The following is a 17943-nucleotide window of genomic DNA, read 5'->3' as shown; positions in this document are numbered from 1 at the left end:
TGGTCAGCCTCGAACGGTCGAGGCAGGTCAGCCTCGACAACACTCCTGGGTGCTCACGCGGGAATACACGGGTGCGAGTGTAGCAGCGCGAAAACCGGTGGCAAAGCGCCTGGTCATGGGTGAGCACTCCGAGTGGGCATATCAACTGCCCTTACGGCGCTGATTGCGCTCGTAGACCAGGCGCAATCCGGTCAATGTGAGATGCGGCTCGTGGTGGTCGATGGTCTCCGATTCCGGCACGATCAACGGTGCGGTGGCGCCGGTCGCGACCACCGCGACATCATCACCGGCGAATGCGTCGAATTCATCGCGAATCCGATCGATCAGACCGTCCACCAAACCGGCGAAGCCGAATATCGCGCCGGATTGGATGGCCTCGACGGTGTTCTTGCCGACCACCGAGCGCGGCCGAGCCAACTCCACCCGGCGCAATGCGGCACGCTCGATGAGCGCCTCGCTGGAGATCTCCACGCCAGGTGCGAGCACACCGCCGAGAAACTCGCCCTTGGCCGATACCAGATCAACGGTGGTGGCGGTACCGAAATCCACGACAATCGCGGCCGTGCCGAAACGATGATGTGCGGCAAGGGTGTTCACGATGCGATCCGCGCCGATTTCCTTCGGATTGTCGACGAGCAGCGGAATACCGGTTCGCACACCGGGTTCCACCACCACATGCGGCACATGATCCCAATAGCGAGTGAGCATCGATCTGATCTCGCGCAGTACCGGCGGCACGGTGGACAACGCCGAAACTCCGATGATCTCCTCGACCTGATCACCGACCAATCCGCGCACCTGCATGGCGAATTCGTCCGCGGTCAGCAGCGGATTGGTATGCATCCGCCAGTGCCGCACCAACTTCGCGTGATTACCACTGCCCGAGAACAATCCGAGCTCGATGCTCGTATTTCGGACATCGATGGCCAGCAGCATCAGACGGTGGTCAGTGAGCGCGGGGTGACCAGACCGGAACCCGCCGGAGCGTGCGCCGGATCGGAACCGAGATCGGTCGCACGATTGTGTTCGTCGACGAAAACGACCTTCGGGGCGTATTCCTTCAGCTCCGCCTCGTCCATCATGCCGTAGGCGATCAGAATGACCAGATCGCCGGGATGCACGAGATGGGCGGCCGCGCCATTGATCCCGATGACACCCGAACCGCGCTCACCGGCGATCACATAGGTCTCCAGCCGGGCGCCGTTATCGATATCGACAATGCAGACCTGCTCACCTTCGAGCAGATCTGCGGCGTCGAGCAGATCCTGGTCGACGGTCACCGAGCCGACATAGTGCAGATCGGCGTGGGTCACCGTGGCGCGGTGGATCTTCGACTTCATCATGGTGCGCAACATCGCTGTCGCCCTTCCTAAATATTGGCCTGGGCAGGCTGGGAGTCGGTCGCGGTGGTGCGCGAATCGGGAAGTGTGGGGTGGCCGCCATCGACCGGGGCGCCGAGCGCGACGGCCGTGTTGTCGATCAGGCGGGTCGAGCCGACCCTGGCGGCGATGAGCAGTCGCGCATTGCCGTTCGCGGGGGTGGGGCCGAGCGTGGACGACCGCAATTCGAGATAGTCGACGTCGACACCTTGGGTCGCGTCGAGCGCCGCGCGGGCGGCCGCCAGCACGGCATCGGCGCCGAGCGCGCCAGCATGCCGACCCGCGGCCAGCGCCGCCGACAGGGCCAGCGCCGATTCGCGCTGTGCCGCATCGAGATACCGATTGCGGGAGGACAGTGCGAGGCCGTCGGGTTCGCGAACCGTCGGCAGCGGCACGATCTTGACGTCCATATTCAGATCGCGCACCATCTGCCGGATCAGCGTGAGCTGCTGATAGTCCTTCTCGCCGAAGAACGCCTCGGTCGGGCGCGCGATATTCAGCAGCTTCGCGACCACGGTCAGCATGCCTGCGAAATGTGTCGGGCGGCTGGCTCCTTCGAGCTCGGCGCCGATCGGGCCCGGATGCACAGTTGTGCGCGGCCCGTCCGGATACATATCCGACGCGCTCGGCGCGAATACCAGCTCTACCCCCTCGTTGCGCAGCAACTCGACGTCGACGTCGAGGGTCCGCGGATATTTGTCCAGATCCTCGTTCGCACCGAACTGCAGGGGATTCACGAAAATCGAGACGATGACCACCTGATTGGTCCGCTTGGCCCGACGCACGATCTCGAGATGCCCCTCGTGCAGTGCGCCCATGGTCGGCACCAGGCCGACGGTACGGCCGACGCCGCGCAGGGCCTTGGAGACCGCCGCGATCACCTCGGGATCGTGGTGCACGGTCAGCTCGCCGCGCCGGTATGCGGCGCGCAGTTCGGGGTCCATCATCGGCCTCCCTCCAACAGCTCGATCAGAGCCGGATTGGTCTTGGCGCGTTCGGCGGTGCGCAGCGACATGGCGCGATAACCCGCGGCCAGCCGGATATCGACCGCTTCCAGCGCGGTCAGATGGGCGGCAACGGCATCCGCGTCGCCACGCGCCACCGGGCCGGTCAGTGCGGACTGACCGCGGCGCAGGGCATTGTCGAGCGCGGCAGAAGCCAAGGGGGCGAGCAGGCGTTCGGCCAGACCGTTGGGTTGATCGTCGACGATCTGCTGGCCGAGCAGGCCGGGGCCCGCCAAGGCGGCGCGCAGTGCGTCGACCGCGTCCAGGATGACCGTGACCAGGTGATTACTGCCGTGTGCGAGCGCGGCGTGATAGAGCTGGCGATTTTCTTCCTGCACCCGAACCGGCTCGCCGCCCATTTCGATCACCAGCGATTGTGCGATGGCGAAGCCGATTTCGTCGGCGGCGGTAATGCCGAAGCAGGCATTACCGAGCCTGGCGACGTCCTCGTCGTGTCCGGTAAAGGTCATGGCCGGATGGATGGCCAGCGGCAGTGCGCCGCGCTCGGTCAGCGGAGCAAGCACGCCGACGCCATTGGCGCCGGAGGTGTGCGCGACGATGGTGCCTGCCCGGACCACACCCGCGGATGCGAGTCCGCGCACCAGCCCGGCCAGTTCGGCGTCGGGTACGGCCAGCAGCAGCAGTTCGCTGCGTGCAGCCACCTCCTCGACCGGCAGGATCTCGGATTCGGGTAGTCGAGTGCGGGCCCGATGCACCGAGGCATCCGAAATGGCGGCCACGCCGAACACCACGTGTCCAGCGCGCTCGAGCGCCGCGCCGAGTGCTGAGCCGACGCGTCCCGCCGAGACGATTCCCACCGTCAAGCGTGCAGGCGCGGGGTCACCCGAAGCAGCGTTGTCAGGGTTGACGCTTCTCGAGGTCAACGTTGTCCTCTCGATGTCGTTCCAGTCCCGGACAGCCGGGTACCAGACGTTCCGCACCGAGAATATCGGCCCATGCCTCGCCGATGCCACGGGGCACCACGTGATTTACAACGCAGTGCTGTGTTTGATTTGCAGCGCCTGCGGCGCTGCGTGTTCGCGGCCCCCGGGTGTCTCGCGTCCGAGCCGTCGAGACTCGCGCCTGCGGCGCATGCGCTTCGACGGCTCGGACGCGAGACGGGCCGCGAACGGGTCGCTCGTAAGACTCGCTCCGTGGTGGTCGGTGATCGTGGATCGTTCGGCCACCGATACACACGCCAGTCGAGTTCCACGCGTCCAAGACATGCGCTTCGACGGCTCGGACGCGAGACGGGCCGCGAACGGGTCGCTCGTAAGACTCGCTCCGTGGTGGTCGGTGATCGTGGATCGTTCGGCCACCGATACACACGCCAGTCGAGTTCCACGCGTCCAAGACATGCGCTTCGACGGCTCGGACGCGAGACGGGCCGCGAACGGGTCGCTCGTAAGACTCGCTCCGTGGTGGTCGGTGATCGTGGATCGTTCGGCCACCGATACACACGCCAGTCGAGTTCCACGCGTCCAAGACATGCGCTTCGACGGCTCGGACGCGAGACGGGCCGCGAACGGGTCGCTCGTAAGACTCGCTCCGTGGTGGTCGGTGATCGTGGATCGTTCGGCCACCGATACACACGCCAGTCGAGTTCCACGCGTCCAAGACATGCGCTTCGACGGCTCGGACGCGAGACGGGCCGCGAACGGGTCGCTCGTAAGACTCGCTCCGTGGTGGTCGGTGATCGTGGATCGTTCGGCCACCGATACACACGCCAGTCGAGTTCCACGCGTCCAAGACATGCGCTTCGACGGCTCGGACGCGAGACGGGCCGCGAACGGGTCGCTCGTAAGACTCGCTCCGTGGTGGTCGGTGATCGTGGATCGTTCGGCCACCGATACACACGCCAGTCGAGTTCCACGCGTCCAAGACATGCGCTTCGACGGCTCGGACGCGAGACGGGCCGCGAACGGGTCGCTCGTAAGACTCGCTCCGTGGTGGTCGGTGATCGTGGATCGTTCGGCCACCGATACACACGCGCCCGATCGAGTCCATGCGTACGACACATGCGCTTCGACAACTCGGACGCGAGACGGGCCAGCCGCTGGTGCGGAACCCTCACTGCTCGGCGCGGATCAGCGCCCCGTACGGCCCTTCTCTTCGGACTGCAGGTTGGCCATGATCTCGGCGACCGAAAGTCGGCGTGACGAGTTGCCGGAGTCGGCATCCGGATCTACTCGGCGACGGCGGCGGGAGCTGGCGCCGAGGGGCGGGACAGCGGTCGTCGGATGCGGGGTGGGCTCCGGGTGTGGCGTCGGGGTGGACGGCTCCGGTGTCGAGCGGTCATGCGACTCGGGTTCGGACGGCTCCGGCTCCGACAGACGCGGCGGCACGGTGTACTCCAACGGCTGCAGCCGCGGCGGGACTCCGGTCTTTTCCGGATCCTCGGTGAACGCGTCGGCCCAGCCGCCCGTGGTGAGCGGGTCGTTGTCGACCTCGGCGTCGGCGATTTCCGCATCATCGAGATCGTCGAGGGAGACGATCGCGGTCTCCGCGGTCACCGGATCGTCGAAGGGGCTGGCGAACCGCGGCGGCTCCGGATGATCCGATTCGAAGACCGGGGTAAAGCTGCTGGGAGATTGCTGGAACGCCATGTCCAACCAGGTGTCGGCATTCGCCGAGCTATTGTTGGCCGAATTTCCGAATGCGCTCGGCAACTCTTGAATCCGGGTTGCATCGGCGCGCAATGCGGGTCGATCCATCGGCAGATCACCGTCGAAGAGCCGCTGCAGACTCTCGCGGAGCACGGTCAGTTCGGCGCGCAGCGCGGCCATTTCGGCCGCATCGGCACCCACTTCCGCGCGCACCCGCGCCTCGACGCCGAGTTCGTATTCGCGCCGGGCGGTCACCTCGCGTTCCAACTGGAGTTCGTACACCGTCTGCAGGTCACGGACCTTGGCCTTATCGATCGTGGCTTCCTTGCGGTACCGCGTCGCGGCCAAAGCGCCGATGACGGCCGCCCACAGCGCCGCCACCAAGCCGATCCGAACAAACTGCAGCCGGTCACTGAAAACCAGGAAAACGCTGGCAACCAGACCGAGCAGAATCAATACGCCGATGAACAATTTTCCCGCGTCGTCCCGCCGTCGACGAGAGGTGCTGCTACGGGAGGGTGAAACCATGCACGCCAGGGTAGCTTGATCAGCCAGCTGCGCCCAGATTCCCGCGCGGTGATTCCGACGGGTTTATTCGCTATGTAGTTGCCGGATCATCCGAAGGGTCCTCGGGAGCCCGACAGCAATACTCCAGCCACAGCGCCGCAGCTACCAAAGCCACCCCCGCCAGCATCCCGACAATGGCGCCGGGACTATCCGCACCCGCCGCATTCAAGGTGTCGCGCTGTGGATACACCCAGAAAAGGAAACCCAGCCAGACACCGGCGGCAAGCGAGCCGACCTGCGCGGACGCCTTCGCCAACGCGACCGCGCGGGCCGCGGTGATCGGATGCAACTGGTGACTGCCGTCGCCGATCTGATGTTCACTGACCCGTCCGCGAATTACGAAGCCGAGCGCAACTTCGATCGCGGCGACCGGATAAAGCGATGCGCCCGCGTAAATCGAGATCGGCGGGAAACTGCCATAGGCCATCCGCGTGAGCACCCAAGCGATGAGCGCCGCGACAACGACATTGGCGATGAGATCGAGTATCCGGGTCGGCTTCAGTTTCACGACGCCGATCCCTCCGCGGCAGCCGACAACACGAATTCGGTCGGTCGGACCCCGGCACGTTCGGCCGCGTCGAGTTCGGCGAGCCGGCCGCGCACCGGTCGCACGGTTCCATCGACATCGAGTTCCGCGTCCGGCTGCACATCCAGCCAGGGAATGAGCACAAAGGCCCGGTTGTGTGCCTGTGGATGCGGCAGGGTCAATTCCGGATCGTCGCTGCGGCAGACCGCACCGTCCTCGGCACACCACACCACGTCGACATCGAGAGTGCGCGCCCCCCAACGCACCTCGCGCACCCGCCCGGCGGCCTGCTCCAACTGTTGCCCGAGGCGCAGCCAATCGTGCGCGCCGAACTCCGGATCATCGGCCAGCACAACGGCATTGAGATAGTCGTCCTGTTCGACCCCGCCCCACGGCGCAGTCGAGTACACCGGCGAAACCGCGACCACCCGATCCCCCAACCCCTCGACGACACTGCGCAGATGTGCGAGCCGATCGCCCAGATTCGAGCCGATCGACAAGACGGCGCGGCTCATGGCTGCACCTCGCTGGCGCTCGGTTCCGCCATCGCCGCGGGCGCAGTGTTATTGATTCCCTCGCTCCGCTCGCTCATGGCTGCACCTCGCCGGCACTCGGTTCCGCCATCGCCGCGGGCGCAGTGTTATTGATTCCCTCGCTCCGCTCGCTCATGGCTCCACCTCGCCGGCACTCGGTTCCGCCATCGCCGCGGGCGCAGTGTTATTGATTCCCTCGCTCCGCTCGCTCATGGCTGCACTTCCCGCTGCCGCGAGGTGACCACGCGGACATCGGCGAAGGCATGCGGAATCGGCGCGGACGGTTTGTGCACGACGACCTCGACCGACTCGATGCGGGGATCGGCCATCACATCGTCGGCGATCTCGGCGACCACCTTTTCGATGAGATTGCGTGGCGGGCCCTGGATGATCTGCACGGCGCGCTCGGCGAGGGCGCCGTAGTCGATGGTGTTCGCGAGGTCGTCGGTGGCCGCGGCGGCCGCGAAATCGGTCCATACCGTCAGATCGACCAGGAACTCCTGGCCGTCGCGGCGTTCGTAGTCGAAGCAGCCGTGATAGCCATAGGCGCGCAGGCCGCGCAGCTCGATCCGGTCCAGATGCTCGGGCCGACTCGCCTCCCGGCCACCACCCCTCATCGAATCGCTGCGCGATGCTGCGGTCATAGATCGGCTCCTCGGGTGCTGTTTCGGGCGGCACGCAGCCAGGCGTCGGTCACGGCAATAGCATCCAGCGAGGCGCGCACATCGTGGACGCGGACACCCCAGGCGCCGTGCAGGGCGGCCAGCGCCGACACCGTCGCGGTGGCGGTCTCCCGGCCGTCGGGCGGGCGCGGCCCCTCGGCATCGGCGAGCAGGGCGCCGAGGAATCGTTTACGGGAGGCGCCGATGAGAATCGGTAGCCCGTGGCCGACCAATTCGGGCAGTGCCCCGAGCAGCGCCCAATTGTGTTCGGCATTCTTGGCGAAACCGAGGCCGGGATCGAGTACCAGCCGGGACCGATCCACACCGGCCGCTACGGCCAGATCCACCTGTGTGGTCAACTCGGCGAGCACCTCGGCGACCACATCGTCGTAGTGGTCGGCCGGACCGGTGTGCCGATAGTCCGCGTCCGCCCGCCAGTGCATGAGGATCCACGGAACCTCAGCTGCCGCAACGACTTTCACCATATCCGGATCGGCGCGGCCACCGGAGACATCGTTGACGACCGAAACTCCGGCCGCGATCGCCGCCTCGGCGACACCGGCCCGCATGGTGTCCACACTGGTCGGCACACCGGCAGCTACCAAGCCGCGAATGACCGGAACCACCCGCGCGGCCTCGGTTTCCGGGTCGATCCGCACCGCACCGGGCCGGGTCGACTCGCCACCGATATCGATGATGTCGGCGCCCGCCTCGTACAGTTCGATGCCATGTGCGATGGCCAGGCTCGGATCGAGATAGCGGCCGCCATCGGAGAACGAATCGCTGGTGACGTTCACGACGCCCATCACCACACAGGAGCGGCTATCGCGCGGCGCGACACTGCTCCGGAGGAGATCGGGGGCATGGGTCGACACCGCGCGGTGCCTCACTTCCGCAGGATCAGATCGAGGGCCTCGGCTCGCGAGGCGGCGTTGGACTGCAGCAGACCGCGCACAGCGGAGGTGGTGGTGCTGGCGCCGGGCTTGCGGATACCGCGCATGGCCATGCACAGGTGCTCGGCCTCGATCACGACGATTGCGCCGCGCGGATCCAGCTTGCGCATGACGGCATCTGCGATCTGGCTGGTCAGCCGCTCCTGCACCTGCGGACGCTTGGCGTACAGATCGACCAGCCTGGCCAGTTTGGACAGCCCGGTCACCCGGCCGTGCGGGCCCGGAATGTAGCCGACGTGCGCGACGCCGTGGAACGACACCAGATGGTGCTCACAGGTCGAATACAGCGGAATATCGCGAACCAGCACCAGTTCCTGGTGCCCCTCGTCGAAGGTGGTGTTCAGCACCGCATCCGGCTCGGTGAAGAGCCCGGCGAACATCTCCCGATAGGCGCGGGCGACCCGCGCGGGCGTATCGATCAGGCCGGGCCGGTCCGGATTCTCACCGACCGCGATCAGCAACTCTCGGATCGCGGCCTCGGCGCGGGGCTGATCGAACGGGCTGCCGGTCTCCAGTGCGATCAGATCCGGCTCGGCCGGGCCGGCACCGTTGTACTTGACCGGTTCGTCGAATTCGTCGAAAGCCTGGGCATTCGCAACGGCACCGCCGCTCACATGCCCTGGCCCACCGACGTGATTGTTGGCCGACAATCGAGGACACCTCCAAAATCTCGGGCGCGAGCAATCTCCTCGCACCCAGATGGTCGAGCCTAATCGGCACGCATCAGTGCCGACCGTTCGGTCCATCCCAATCGTGGTTCTCGCCCTCGTTATTCCCGGTGCCGTTGGCGGGCTCGTCATAGCCGTCGTTGCCGCGGCCCGGCTGACCCCATGGCTGCTGCGGCTGCGGGTAGCCGTGCCGCGGCTGCGGCTCACCCTGCCAGCCGCCGTAGCCCGGCTGACCCGACTGCTGCTGCGGCTCGTCGCGCGGCGGCCAGCCCGGGGCGGACCAACCGGCCGGAGCACCGTAATCCGGCCGCGAGCCGTGCGTAGCGCCCTGTCGCGGATAGGCCGGGGAGGGCGCCTGCGGCAACGGGTAGCCGGACGCGGGCTGCTGGGGGTGACCGCCGCCGTAGCGCGGTTCCTGATAGCCGCCGTCCGGATAGCCATTGGCCGCGGCGGGTTCGCGCTGTGGCAGCTTCGGCAGGCCCGGCGCCTGCGGGGGCCACGGCTCGCCGCGTTCGGCGGCCAGTTCACCCGGGGTCTTCACCGGCGGCTTATCCGACGGCACGCGCTCGCCGAAATCGTTGAACGCGGTGATGCGTGGACGCTTGTCCACCGCGGCGAGGATCTCCTCGAGATCCTTGCGGTGCAAGGTCTCCCGCTCCAGTAGCGCCGTGGCGAGCACATCGAGCACATCGCGGTATTCGTTGAGGATGGCCCACGCCTCGGTGTGCGCGGCTTCGATGAGGTTGCGCACCTCCTCGTCGATGGCGCCGGCAACTTCGTGCGAGTAATCCGAACCCATGCCCATCGAACGTCCGAGGAACGGGTCGCCCTGCTCCTGGCCGTAGCGCACCGCGCCCAGCCGCGCGCTCATGCCGTATTCGGTGACCATCGCGCGCGCGATCTTGGTGGCCTGGTCGATATCCGAGGACGCCCCGGTGGTCGGCTCGTGGAACACCAGTTCCTCGGCCGCGCGGCCGCCCATCGCCATGACCAGGCGGGCGATCATCTCCGAGCGGGTCATCAGGCCCTTGTCGTCCTCGGGCACCGTCATGGCGTGACCGCCGGTGCGGCCGCGGGCCAGGATGGTGACCTTGTAGACCGGCTCGATATCCGGCATCGCCCAGGCGGCCAGGGTGTGGCCGCCCTCGTGGTAGGCGGTGATCTTCTTCTCGTGCTCGCTGATGATGCGGCTCTTGCGGCGCGGACCACCGATGACGCGGTCCACCGATTCCTCTAGCTGCTCGCCGCTGATCACCGCGCCGTTCTCACGTGCGGTGAGCAGGGCGGCCTCGTTGACGACATTGGCCAGATCAGCGCCGGACATGCCGACGGTGCGCTTGGCCAGACCGTCGAGATCGGCCTCGGGCGAGATCGGCTTGCCCTGCGAATGCACCCGCAGGATGGCGCGCCGTCCGGCCAGATCCGGATTGCTGACCGGGATCTGCCGGTCGAAGCGGCCCGGCCGCAGCAGCGCCGGATCGAGGATGTCGGGGCGGTTGGTCGCGGCGATCAGGATGATGCCGGTGCGATCGCCGAAGCCGTCCATCTCGACGAGCAACTGGTTCAGGGTCTGCTCGCGCTCGTCGTGGCCGCCGCCGAGGCCGGCGCCGCGCTGGCGGCCGACCGCGTCGATCTCGTCGACGAAGATGATGCACGGGCTGTTCTGCTTGGCCTGTTCGAACAGGTCGCGCACGCGGGAGGCGCCGACACCGACGAACATTTCGACGAAGTCCGAACCGGAGATGGTGAAGAACGGCACCCCGGCCTCACCCGCGACGGCGCGCGCCAGCAGGGTCTTACCGGTACCGGGCGGGCCATAGAGCAGCACGCCCTTCGGGATCTTCGCGCCCAGTGCCTGGTAGCGGACCGGGTTCTGCAGGAAGTCCTTGATTTCGTAGAGCTCTTCTACGGCCTCGTCGGCGCCGGCCACATCCGCGAAGGTGGTCTTGGGCATGTCCTTGGACAGCTGTTTGGCCTTGGACTTGCCGAAGCCCATCATGCCGCCGCGACCACCGCCCTGCATGCGCGACATCACAAAGATGAACAGGCCCAACAAGATCACCATCGGCAGCACGAACAGCAGGATCTGGGTGAACCAGCTGTCCTGCTTCACTACGGTGTTGAATGGTGCGCCGGACTTCTGCACGGTGTCGAAGACCTGGTTGGAGGTCTCACTGCCGCCCGGAAACTTGGCAATGATCTTCTTGGAGCCGGAAGTCGCGTCGTTCCCGTTGTTCAGCTCGATGCGCAGCTGCTGCTCGCGATCGTCGATCTGTACGTTCTTGACGTTGCTCTTGTCGTTCAGCTGACTCAACGCCACCGAGGTATCGACGCTCTTCCAGCCGCGCGTGTCGTTGCCGAAATAGCTGAACGCATAGATCACGAGCAAAATGCCCGAGACTATGGCCAGGGTGCGAAACACAGTCTTGCGGTTCATAGAGCTTAGGCCGGGCGGCCAGTCCTTTCCGGGTGTCTCCGGTGCATGCCTAGCGTGGCGTCGGGCGCGTCCCGTCCGGTGGTTCGGATGCGGACATGCCACGTTACCGCGTACGGTCTAGTCGATACATCGCGCAGTTCGGCAGCTGGTGTAGTTCGACAGGTAAACGGTCGGGGAACGTCCGTGGTTCCCGAAGTCTCCGGTCGGGTTACGCCAAGTGGTCACAATCATGTCATGTTCGGCCTATCGTGAGCGACGACACATAGCCGCGGTGCGAGCGACGGGCCCGAAGGCGGTAGCTTGCGTAACCACGTAGGGCCCCGGGAGCACCGCAAATCAGATAGAGCGCAGGGGGTATGGACATAGTTGAGCTACGGACACCCACAGCGATACTGCGGCACGGCCGTGGACGACTGATCGTGCTACGCCCGGGCAGCGAGGGTGAGCGCGTCCTCGATGTGCCGGTCACCGATCTGCTCAAGGTTCGCCTGAACCGCCGCGCCGACGATGCCGTCGTCATCGAGATCTATCTGCGTTATCCCACGCCCGTGCTCACCGGCGTGCCCGCCGACCGCACCCCGCTACCGGTATTGATAGCCGAACACGATTTCCCCGCGGCCGCCGAGATCGTCGAGCGCATCAACGGTCAGATCCTGGCCAGCCAGCGCATCGATGTGGCCGCACCCGATCTACAGCCGCCCGCCCCGCAGTGGGGTAAGAGCGGGCCGACCAGAGCCGATGTCGATCGAGCCGTGCGGCGGATGGCCCCCAAACGCGAAGCCAAGGCTGCGATAGCCGCTCTGCATCGCTACGTCACCATCGACGAATACGTGCTGGAGACCGCCATCGTCGTGGCACATCCGCCCGCAGGCACCGGTCCCGGCCTGCTGGCCGCGACCACCGGACGGCTGCTGTTCATCTCGATCGGCCCCGGCGACAGGTACGCCCACGAGCTACCCATTCCGGTCGTCATGTGGGCGCGCACCACCGACGGCGCCGTGACGACACCCGGTGAGATCGGCTCGGTGCGCGGGGAGACCGGTATCGATGTGCACGACGGAAACGTCACGTTGCATTTCACCGGCACCGATCGGGCCGATACCGAGCGCGTCACCTGCGCGGTGAATTTCGCCGTCCGGCGCGATTCGGCCGACGGCGCGGCCGGTCCGGCCGATCCTGGCGTCGCCCAGCTCTATTCCGAATGGGAATTGCTGGTGGAGCGGCATTCCCTCGGTATGGTCGATGACGGACAGTTCCAGCGCTACGGCCGCGGGATTCTGCGCTCACTCCCCGACGGGCACTGATTGCAGCGTGATCCGCCGCCACGGGCTGGTCGGACGCAACCACAGGCGCAGCAGTTCCATGCGCCGATCCACGCCGCCGTTCTTGAGTTCGGCCAGATCCTCGCAGGCCTGCCAGTAGGTCCAGCCGGTCAGGTAGGCATCGCCGAATTGGCGCCAATTCTGGTATTTGCGCTGAGCCAGCGGCAGTGCCCGCATCAGATAATCCCAGGCCACCTCGGCGTCGAGATAACCCGCGGTAAAGGCCATTCGGGCCACCGCGACCACCCGGGCCAGATCCCAGGCATGGATATCGCTCGGCAGCGGACGGGCCAGATGATCGGTGAAACCGATTTTGATCGCCTGCGACCAGATGTCGTAATCGCGGACCAGCGCCTCCGGATTGTCCATCCCCCGGAACGAGCCCACCTGCCGCAGGAAGGCGCGGTGCCGATCGGCCCGCTCACCGAACCTGTCGCGTTCACTGGCATTGATCGATGTCATCACCAGCGGATGCACCATCGCGTACAGCGGCGCGTGCATACCTTCGAGCAGCTGCTCCATGGAGGCCTGCGCCTCGGTGCTGTCGGTGATGCCCCATGCGCCGGTAAGCGTATCGATGGCGAGTTCACGCCGGTCACCGAGCGGATGGTCGCGCTCGGGACCGAGTAGCAGCGCGTCGTGGAAGGCATCCCAGCGCGCCGAATAGAAGCCACCGAGTGCGAGCGCACGCAGCTCGTCATCCGATACCGCCGCGCCGGACCAGTGGTCCTCTTCCCGCTTGTCGAGCTCGTCGTAGGGGAATGTTGTCAAGGTGGGTACACCGCGGGCAGGCATACCTCGATTGTTCCCCATTGATCTTGGATGGACCTGTGTAATCGCTCGGCTTTATCGGATCTGTTTCTTGGCCTGCCTTAGCCCGACATTGGGCAGTAGTGTGCTCCCATGAGTAGCAACATCACCCTCCTTCGTGGCCTGGATCCTGCGCCTACCGAGCAGGAAATCTATGCTGCCGCACTGCAGTATGTGCGTACGGTCGGTGGCGTGTCCGGCCTGAGCACCACCACCAAGGCAGCCGTCGACAAGGCGGTGAACGCCATTGCGGCGGCGACCACGCAATTGCTCGCGGATTTGCCGGATGTGCGGGTCGCACCGGTCACCGAACCGCCACTACGCCAGGGCGCGGAGGCGGAATAGTTCGTAGCGTTTCAAGGTAGGGCGTCTGCGCCGTAGGTGGCGACGCAGGCCAGTGCGATCTCCAGCGGCAGGCTGCGCGCTTCGATCGGATGGCCGAGCAGTTCCTCGATCCGCTGGATCCGATAGCGGACCGTGTTCTTGTGCACACCGAGTAATTTCGCCGTGGCCTCCGGGCTGCGATGGCTTTTCAGATATGCGTGCAGTGTTTCGCGCAGTCGTGTGGCATTGACATCACGGCCCGCCAGCGCGCGTAATTCGCGCCCGATCAGACCGCGCATGGCCGCGTCGTCGGCGCCCGCCAGATAGGCGATCTCCACCTCGCGATATGCGATGACCCGCGCTCGATCCGCCGGACCGCGCTCGGCGACGTGCCTGGCCGCGACGGCCTCGTGATGGCTCTGCCGGAACCCGGCGGCCTGCGGCGCAGGCACCCCGAACGCGGCCCGCACCGGCGGCTCGACCTGACCGAGCACGATCCGCTCGATCTCCCCGGGCACCGCCAGTTCGGCGGCATGCGCGTCATCGTCCAAACCCGCCCAGGCCCACATGCCGCTCGCGCCGGAGGCCACGGTGAGCACGTGGCCACTGCCGAGCGCCGCGCCCAGTCGCGTCGCGACCCGGTCCAGCAGTCCGCTCGACTCGCTGTCCGGCTCACCCGTGGTCTCATCGGTCCACAGCACAAATGCCAAGTGCTGCTTGGCAAGTCGGTAGCCGAGCCGGACCGAGGCCTGGTCGATATCGAGTTCGTCGCCGGCGAGCAGGGCGCGCACGATTTCGGTGCGCCGGTTGAGCGCGGCGCGCATGACGCGCTCGCGTTCCTCCATGTAGGTGTCGGTTAGCGTCTCCACCGAAATGCTGACCCATCTGGTGGAACGCTCGAACAGCCGCAGCATTACCGCCCGCTCGATCTCGGGCGGCGGCTGCCGTTCGTCGACTGCGTCGGTCATGTAGTCGAGCACCGCCTCCTGCCCGACGTGATAGGTCCGCAGCAGCAGCCGCAGGTCGTAACCGCGTCGGGCGAGGGTTCGGGCGAAGGCGTGCGCCTCCTCCGGCAGCGCGAATTCGATGGTGTCGCTGGTGAGATTGGCCAGCACTACCCGCGCGTGTGCGCGGGTGCTCGCGGCCAGGTCGCGGCGCATATCGCGATCGGCGAGCTCCGGGATATGCGCGATGATCGCGTTGTCGAGGCGGTCGACGACCTGTTCGAGAGCCCGGGTGCGCATGGTCTCGTAGACGTATTCGGCCAGCCAATCGCGGACCACCGCGCTATTCGGGCTGATCGCCGCCGGGCGGCCGGTGGTCACGAAATCTCCATATTGTGCTCAGAGAACAAAAATAGCCTCATTCGTTGACAAATCGGGCCAAGAAAGTCCGGGAACCTTGTGTCACGATCATAGGTCAGTGAACTGATTCACAGTGTTCAGCACAACGTTAGTGGGAGAACAGCGTGACCGATACGGTGCCCGGCGCGGCCGAGAAGAAAACTGCGCGTAAGACAACGGCGGAAGAAGACGCGGCGCGAGCGACGGGGGCGGTAGCCGAGCGTGACCACGGAGCGCCCCGGGAGCGCCGCGAATCGGACACCGCTGCGGCACTGATCGAGGTACGCAATCCGGGCACCGGGGCGGTGGTGGGGTCCGTGCCGGACGAGAGTGCCGACGCGGTCGCGGCCAAGATCCGCGAATTGCGTCTGTACCAGCCGGAATGGGAGGCCATCGGCCCCGACGGGCGCAAGGAATGGCTGCTGAAGCTGCAGGACTGGATCATCGACAACACCGAGCATCTGGCCGATGTGCTGCAGGCCGAGGCGGGCAAACCCCGGGTGGACGCGCTGATCGACCCGGCCTTCTCGACCGATCTCATCGGCTACTACGCGCGCCGAGCGGGCAAGTTCCTCGCCGACGACCATCCCTCGCCGCACAGCCCGCTGGCCCGGGTCAAGAAGTTGACCACGGTGTACAAGCCGTATCCGGTGGTCGGCGTGATCACACCGTGGAACTTCCCGCTGGCCATGCCGGTCATCGATGTGATCCCGGCGCTGGCCGCCGGCGCCGCGGTGATCCTCAAGCCGTCGGAGGTGACCCCGCTTTCGGCGATCGAATTGGCAAGGGGCTGGGCCGAAATCGGTGCGCCGCCGGTCTTCGCCGTGGTCACCGGGGCCGGTGCGACCGGTGCCGCGGTGGTCGAGAATGCCGACTACATCCAGTTCACCGGTTCGACGGCGACCGGGCGCAAGATCGCCGCCGCCTGTGTCGAGCGGTTGATTCCCTACAGCCTGGAATTGGGCGGTAAGGATCCGGCCATTGTGCTGGCCGACGCGGATCTGGATCGGGCCGCGCACGGCATCGCCTTCGGCGGCATGTTCAACTCGGGCCAGGTCTGCATTTCGGTGGAGCGGGTATATGTCGAGGTTCCGGTTTACGACGAATTCGTCGCCAAGCTGACCGATGCGGTCGAGAATCTGCGCCAGGGTCTCGACGGTCGCGAGTCCAAATACGACGTGGGCGCGCTGGCCAACGAGAACCAGGTCCAGATCGTGCAGCGGCACGTCGACGAGGCCGTCGCCGCGGGCGCCAAGGTGACCACCGGCGGCAAGCGCACCGGCGTCGGCACCCTGTTCGAGCCGACCGTGCTCGTCGATGTCGACCACACCATGTCCTGCATTACCGAGGAGACCTTCGGCCCGACCCTGCCGGTGATCAAGGTCGCCGACGAGGCCGAAGCCGTTCGGCTGGCCAATGATTCGATCTACGGCCTCTCGGCCTCGGTGTGGACCGGCGATAAGGAGCGCGGCGAACGCGTGGCCCGTGCCCTCGAAGCCGGCGCGGTGAATATCAACGACGTCTTCGTCAACCTGTTCAGCTTCGCGTTGCCGATGGGCGGCTGGGGACAGTCCGGCGTCGGCGCGCGCTGGGGTGGTCCGAACGGAGTTCGCAAGTACTGCAGGCAGAAGGCGATCACCACGCCGATCCTGCCGACCCAGCAGAAGGAACTGCTCTGGTTCCCGTACCGGATGCCGAAGGTGCTGTTCGGGCTCGGCGCGATGCGTGCCGCGGGAGCTCGCGGACTGCGGCGCATCGACATTGCGGCAATTCTGAAACTCCAGGGAGACAACAAGTGACATACGCGGCGAAGGTTCGCGGCAAGGTCGTCGTCATCACCGGTGGCGCGCGCGGCATCGGACTGGCGACGGCGACCGCACTGCAGGCGCTCGGGGCCAAGATCGCGATCGGCGATATCGACGAGACCACGGTCGAAGAGGCCGGCACCGCCCGCGAATTCGAGCTGTACGGGCGGCTCGATGTCACCGATCCCACTTCGTTCGAGAGCTTCCTCGACGAGGTCGAGCGCACCGTCGGCCCGATCGACGTGCTGATCAACAATGCGGGCATCATGCCGACCGGCAGATTCGCCGATGAGCCGGATCAGATCACCCGTCGCATTCTGGATATCAATGTCTACGGCGTGATCCTCGGCTCTAAGCTCGGCCTGGCCCGCATGCTGGCGCGCAAGCGCGGACACATCATCAATATCGCCTCGCTCGCCGGCGAGACGCATATCCCGGGACTGGCGACCTATAACGCCAGCAAGCATGCGGTGCTCGGTTTCACCGACACCCTGCGCGAGGAGTACCGGGGTTCGGGCGTCGCGTTCTCCTCGGTGCTGCCGACGCTGACGAATACCGAACTCGGCTCCGGTGTGAGTGGCCCGAAGCTGCTGCGCCCGGCCGAACCGGAGGAGATCGCCGATGCCATCGTGTCGCTGATCGCCGAGCCGAAGTCCAAGGTCCGGGTCACGGCGGTGGCCGGGTTCCTCTCGCAGCTGGTGAATCTGCTGCCCGAGCCGGTGGCCGATGGACTGGCCAGGGCGCTGGGGTCGAGCAATGCCTTCCTCGACGATGTGGACGTGGCCGAGCGCAAGGCCTACGAGGATCGGGCACGCAGCCTCTGAGCGGTCGACGAAGGCGCCGTGGTCGGGTTATCGACCGCGGCGCCTTCGCGCGTTCGAACGCCCCCGCGACTGCCGTCCCCAGACCGTTCGAACGAGACTGCAAACACAATTGTGACTAACATCACTCGACCGCCCCCTAACGGCATCACCCTCGTTGCGGGCCGGTTTCCCGACTGTGAC

Annotated in this window: 17 protein-coding genes; 4 read left to right on the top strand and 13 right to left on the bottom strand. The window is 66.2% G+C overall.

The features are described 5' to 3' along the window. Positions 1–141: 141 nt before the first annotated feature. From ACQPYR_RS02865 to ftsH, 11 genes are all read right to left on the bottom strand, one after another. Positions 142–936 carry a type III pantothenate kinase gene (locus ACQPYR_RS02865; RefSeq protein WP_433627255.1) on the bottom strand — a complete coding sequence of 265 codons (795 nt, stop codon included), beginning with the start codon at positions 934–936 and terminating at the stop codon, positions 142–144. Then, a complete protein-coding gene (gene panD, locus ACQPYR_RS02860; RefSeq protein ID WP_040686161.1) occupies positions 936–1355 on the bottom strand; it encodes an aspartate 1-decarboxylase in 420 nt (139 codons plus the stop codon). Before panD ends, ACQPYR_RS02865 begins: the two co-directional genes overlap by 1 nt. Positions 1356–1369: 14 nt before the next feature. Continuing rightward, positions 1370–2326: a pantoate--beta-alanine ligase gene (gene panC / locus ACQPYR_RS02855; RefSeq protein WP_433627253.1), complete on the bottom strand. Its 957-nt coding sequence runs from the start codon at positions 2324–2326 to the stop codon at positions 1370–1372. Further along, on the bottom strand, positions 2323–3267 hold the full coding sequence (locus tag ACQPYR_RS02850) for a Rossmann-like and DUF2520 domain-containing protein (RefSeq protein WP_433627250.1): 945 nt from the start codon (positions 3265–3267) through the stop codon (positions 2323–2325). The genes panC and ACQPYR_RS02850 overlap by 4 nt, the downstream gene beginning before the upstream one ends. A 1203-nt stretch (positions 3268–4470) precedes the next feature. After that, positions 4471–5517, bottom strand: coding sequence for a DUF6779 domain-containing protein (locus ACQPYR_RS02845; RefSeq protein WP_433627248.1), 1047 nt, complete (start codon positions 5515–5517; stop codon positions 4471–4473). Between the two features lie 70 nt (positions 5518–5587). Beyond that, the gene (locus tag ACQPYR_RS02840) at positions 5588–6058 is read right to left on the bottom strand and encodes a DUF3180 domain-containing protein (protein ID WP_433634990.1); all 471 of its coding nucleotides are present in this window, start codon (positions 6056–6058) and stop codon (positions 5588–5590) included. Between the two features lie 2 nt (positions 6059–6060). Then, entirely contained in the window at positions 6061–6597 is a 537-nt protein-coding gene (folK, locus tag ACQPYR_RS02835) for a 2-amino-4-hydroxy-6-hydroxymethyldihydropteridine diphosphokinase (protein ID WP_433627246.1), read from the bottom strand. A 227-nt stretch (positions 6598–6824) separates the two neighbouring features. After that, on the bottom strand, positions 6825–7232 hold the full coding sequence (folB, locus tag ACQPYR_RS02830) for a dihydroneopterin aldolase (RefSeq protein WP_433634989.1): 408 nt from the start codon (positions 7230–7232) through the stop codon (positions 6825–6827). Between the two features lie 23 nt (positions 7233–7255). Beyond that, complete coding sequence (folP, locus tag ACQPYR_RS02825) at positions 7256–8083, bottom strand: dihydropteroate synthase (RefSeq protein ID WP_433627244.1); 828 nt, start codon at positions 8081–8083, stop codon at positions 7256–7258. An 80-nt stretch (positions 8084–8163) separates the two neighbouring features. Beyond that, on the bottom strand, positions 8164–8754 hold the full coding sequence (gene folE, locus ACQPYR_RS02820; protein WP_040686186.1) for a GTP cyclohydrolase I FolE: 591 nt from the start codon (positions 8752–8754) through the stop codon (positions 8164–8166). A 199-nt stretch (positions 8755–8953) separates the two neighbouring features. Further along, complete coding sequence (ftsH, locus tag ACQPYR_RS02815) at positions 8954–11335, bottom strand: ATP-dependent zinc metalloprotease FtsH (RefSeq protein ID WP_433627241.1); 2382 nt, start codon at positions 11333–11335, stop codon at positions 8954–8956. A 356-nt stretch (positions 11336–11691) separates the two neighbouring features. On the opposite strand from ftsH, the gene ACQPYR_RS02810 reads away from it, so the two are divergent. Further along, positions 11692–12639 (top strand): hypothetical protein, encoded by a 948-nt coding sequence (locus tag ACQPYR_RS02810; RefSeq protein WP_433627238.1) that lies wholly within the window; start codon positions 11692–11694, stop codon positions 12637–12639. Here ACQPYR_RS02810 and ACQPYR_RS02805 read toward each other — a convergent pair. Then, positions 12619–13428 (bottom strand): DUF1266 domain-containing protein, encoded by an 810-nt coding sequence (locus ACQPYR_RS02805; protein WP_433627236.1) that lies wholly within the window; start codon positions 13426–13428, stop codon positions 12619–12621. The genes ACQPYR_RS02810 and ACQPYR_RS02805 overlap by 21 nt on opposite strands. A gap of 132 nt (positions 13429–13560) precedes the next feature. Between ACQPYR_RS02805 and ACQPYR_RS02800 the strand changes: the two genes are divergently transcribed. Beyond that, on the top strand, positions 13561–13812 hold the full coding sequence (locus tag ACQPYR_RS02800; protein WP_387294233.1) for a DUF2277 domain-containing protein: 252 nt from the start codon (positions 13561–13563) through the stop codon (positions 13810–13812). Between the two features lie 11 nt (positions 13813–13823). Here the strand turns inward: ACQPYR_RS02800 and ACQPYR_RS02795 are convergent, their stop codons facing one another. Then, positions 13824–15116, bottom strand: coding sequence for a PucR family transcriptional regulator (locus ACQPYR_RS02795; RefSeq protein WP_433627233.1), 1293 nt, complete (start codon positions 15114–15116; stop codon positions 13824–13826). Positions 15117–15259: 143 nt separating this feature from the next. Between ACQPYR_RS02795 and ACQPYR_RS02790 the strand changes: the two genes are divergently transcribed. Beyond that, a complete protein-coding gene (locus tag ACQPYR_RS02790) occupies positions 15260–16933 on the top strand; it encodes an aldehyde dehydrogenase family protein (protein ID WP_433627231.1) in 1674 nt (557 codons plus the stop codon). Further along, positions 16930–17763: an SDR family oxidoreductase gene (locus tag ACQPYR_RS02785; protein WP_433627228.1), complete on the top strand. Its 834-nt coding sequence runs from the start codon at positions 16930–16932 to the stop codon at positions 17761–17763. The genes ACQPYR_RS02790 and ACQPYR_RS02785 overlap by 4 nt, the downstream gene beginning before the upstream one ends. Positions 17764–17943: the final 180 nt, after the last annotated feature.

The organism is Nocardia sp. CA-120079 (genome assembly GCF_050955745.1).
GTDB lineage: Bacteria > Actinomycetota > Actinomycetes > Mycobacteriales > Mycobacteriaceae > Nocardia.
This window is presented reverse-complemented; position numbering and strand designations above follow the sequence as displayed.

Coding starts and splice junctions, on each gene's coding strand:
- panD (WP_040686161.1), bottom strand. CDS start 1,355: ATGTTGCGCACCATGATGAAGTCGAAGATCCACCGCGCCACGGTGACC.
- ACQPYR_RS02800 (WP_387294233.1), top strand. CDS start 13,561: ATGAGTAGCAACATCACCCTCCTTCGTGGCCTGGATCCTGCGCCTACC.
- folK (WP_433627246.1), bottom strand. CDS start 6,597: ATGAGCCGCGCCGTCTTGTCGATCGGCTCGAATCTGGGCGATCGGCTC.
- ACQPYR_RS02845 (WP_433627248.1), bottom strand. CDS start 5,517: ATGGTTTCACCCTCCCGTAGCAGCACCTCTCGTCGACGGCGGGACGAC.
- ftsH (WP_433627241.1), bottom strand. CDS start 11,335: ATGAACCGCAAGACTGTGTTTCGCACCCTGGCCATAGTCTCGGGCATT.
- folB (WP_433634989.1), bottom strand. CDS start 7,232: ATGAGGGGTGGTGGCCGGGAGGCGAGTCGGCCCGAGCATCTGGACCGG.
- ACQPYR_RS02865 (WP_433627255.1), bottom strand. CDS start 936: ATGCTGCTGGCCATCGATGTCCGAAATACGAGCATCGAGCTCGGATTG.
- panC (WP_433627253.1), bottom strand. CDS start 2,326: ATGATGGACCCCGAACTGCGCGCCGCATACCGGCGCGGCGAGCTGACC.
- ACQPYR_RS02810 (WP_433627238.1), top strand. CDS start 11,692: ATGGACATAGTTGAGCTACGGACACCCACAGCGATACTGCGGCACGGC.
- folP (WP_433627244.1), bottom strand. CDS start 8,083: ATGGGCGTCGTGAACGTCACCAGCGATTCGTTCTCCGATGGCGGCCGC.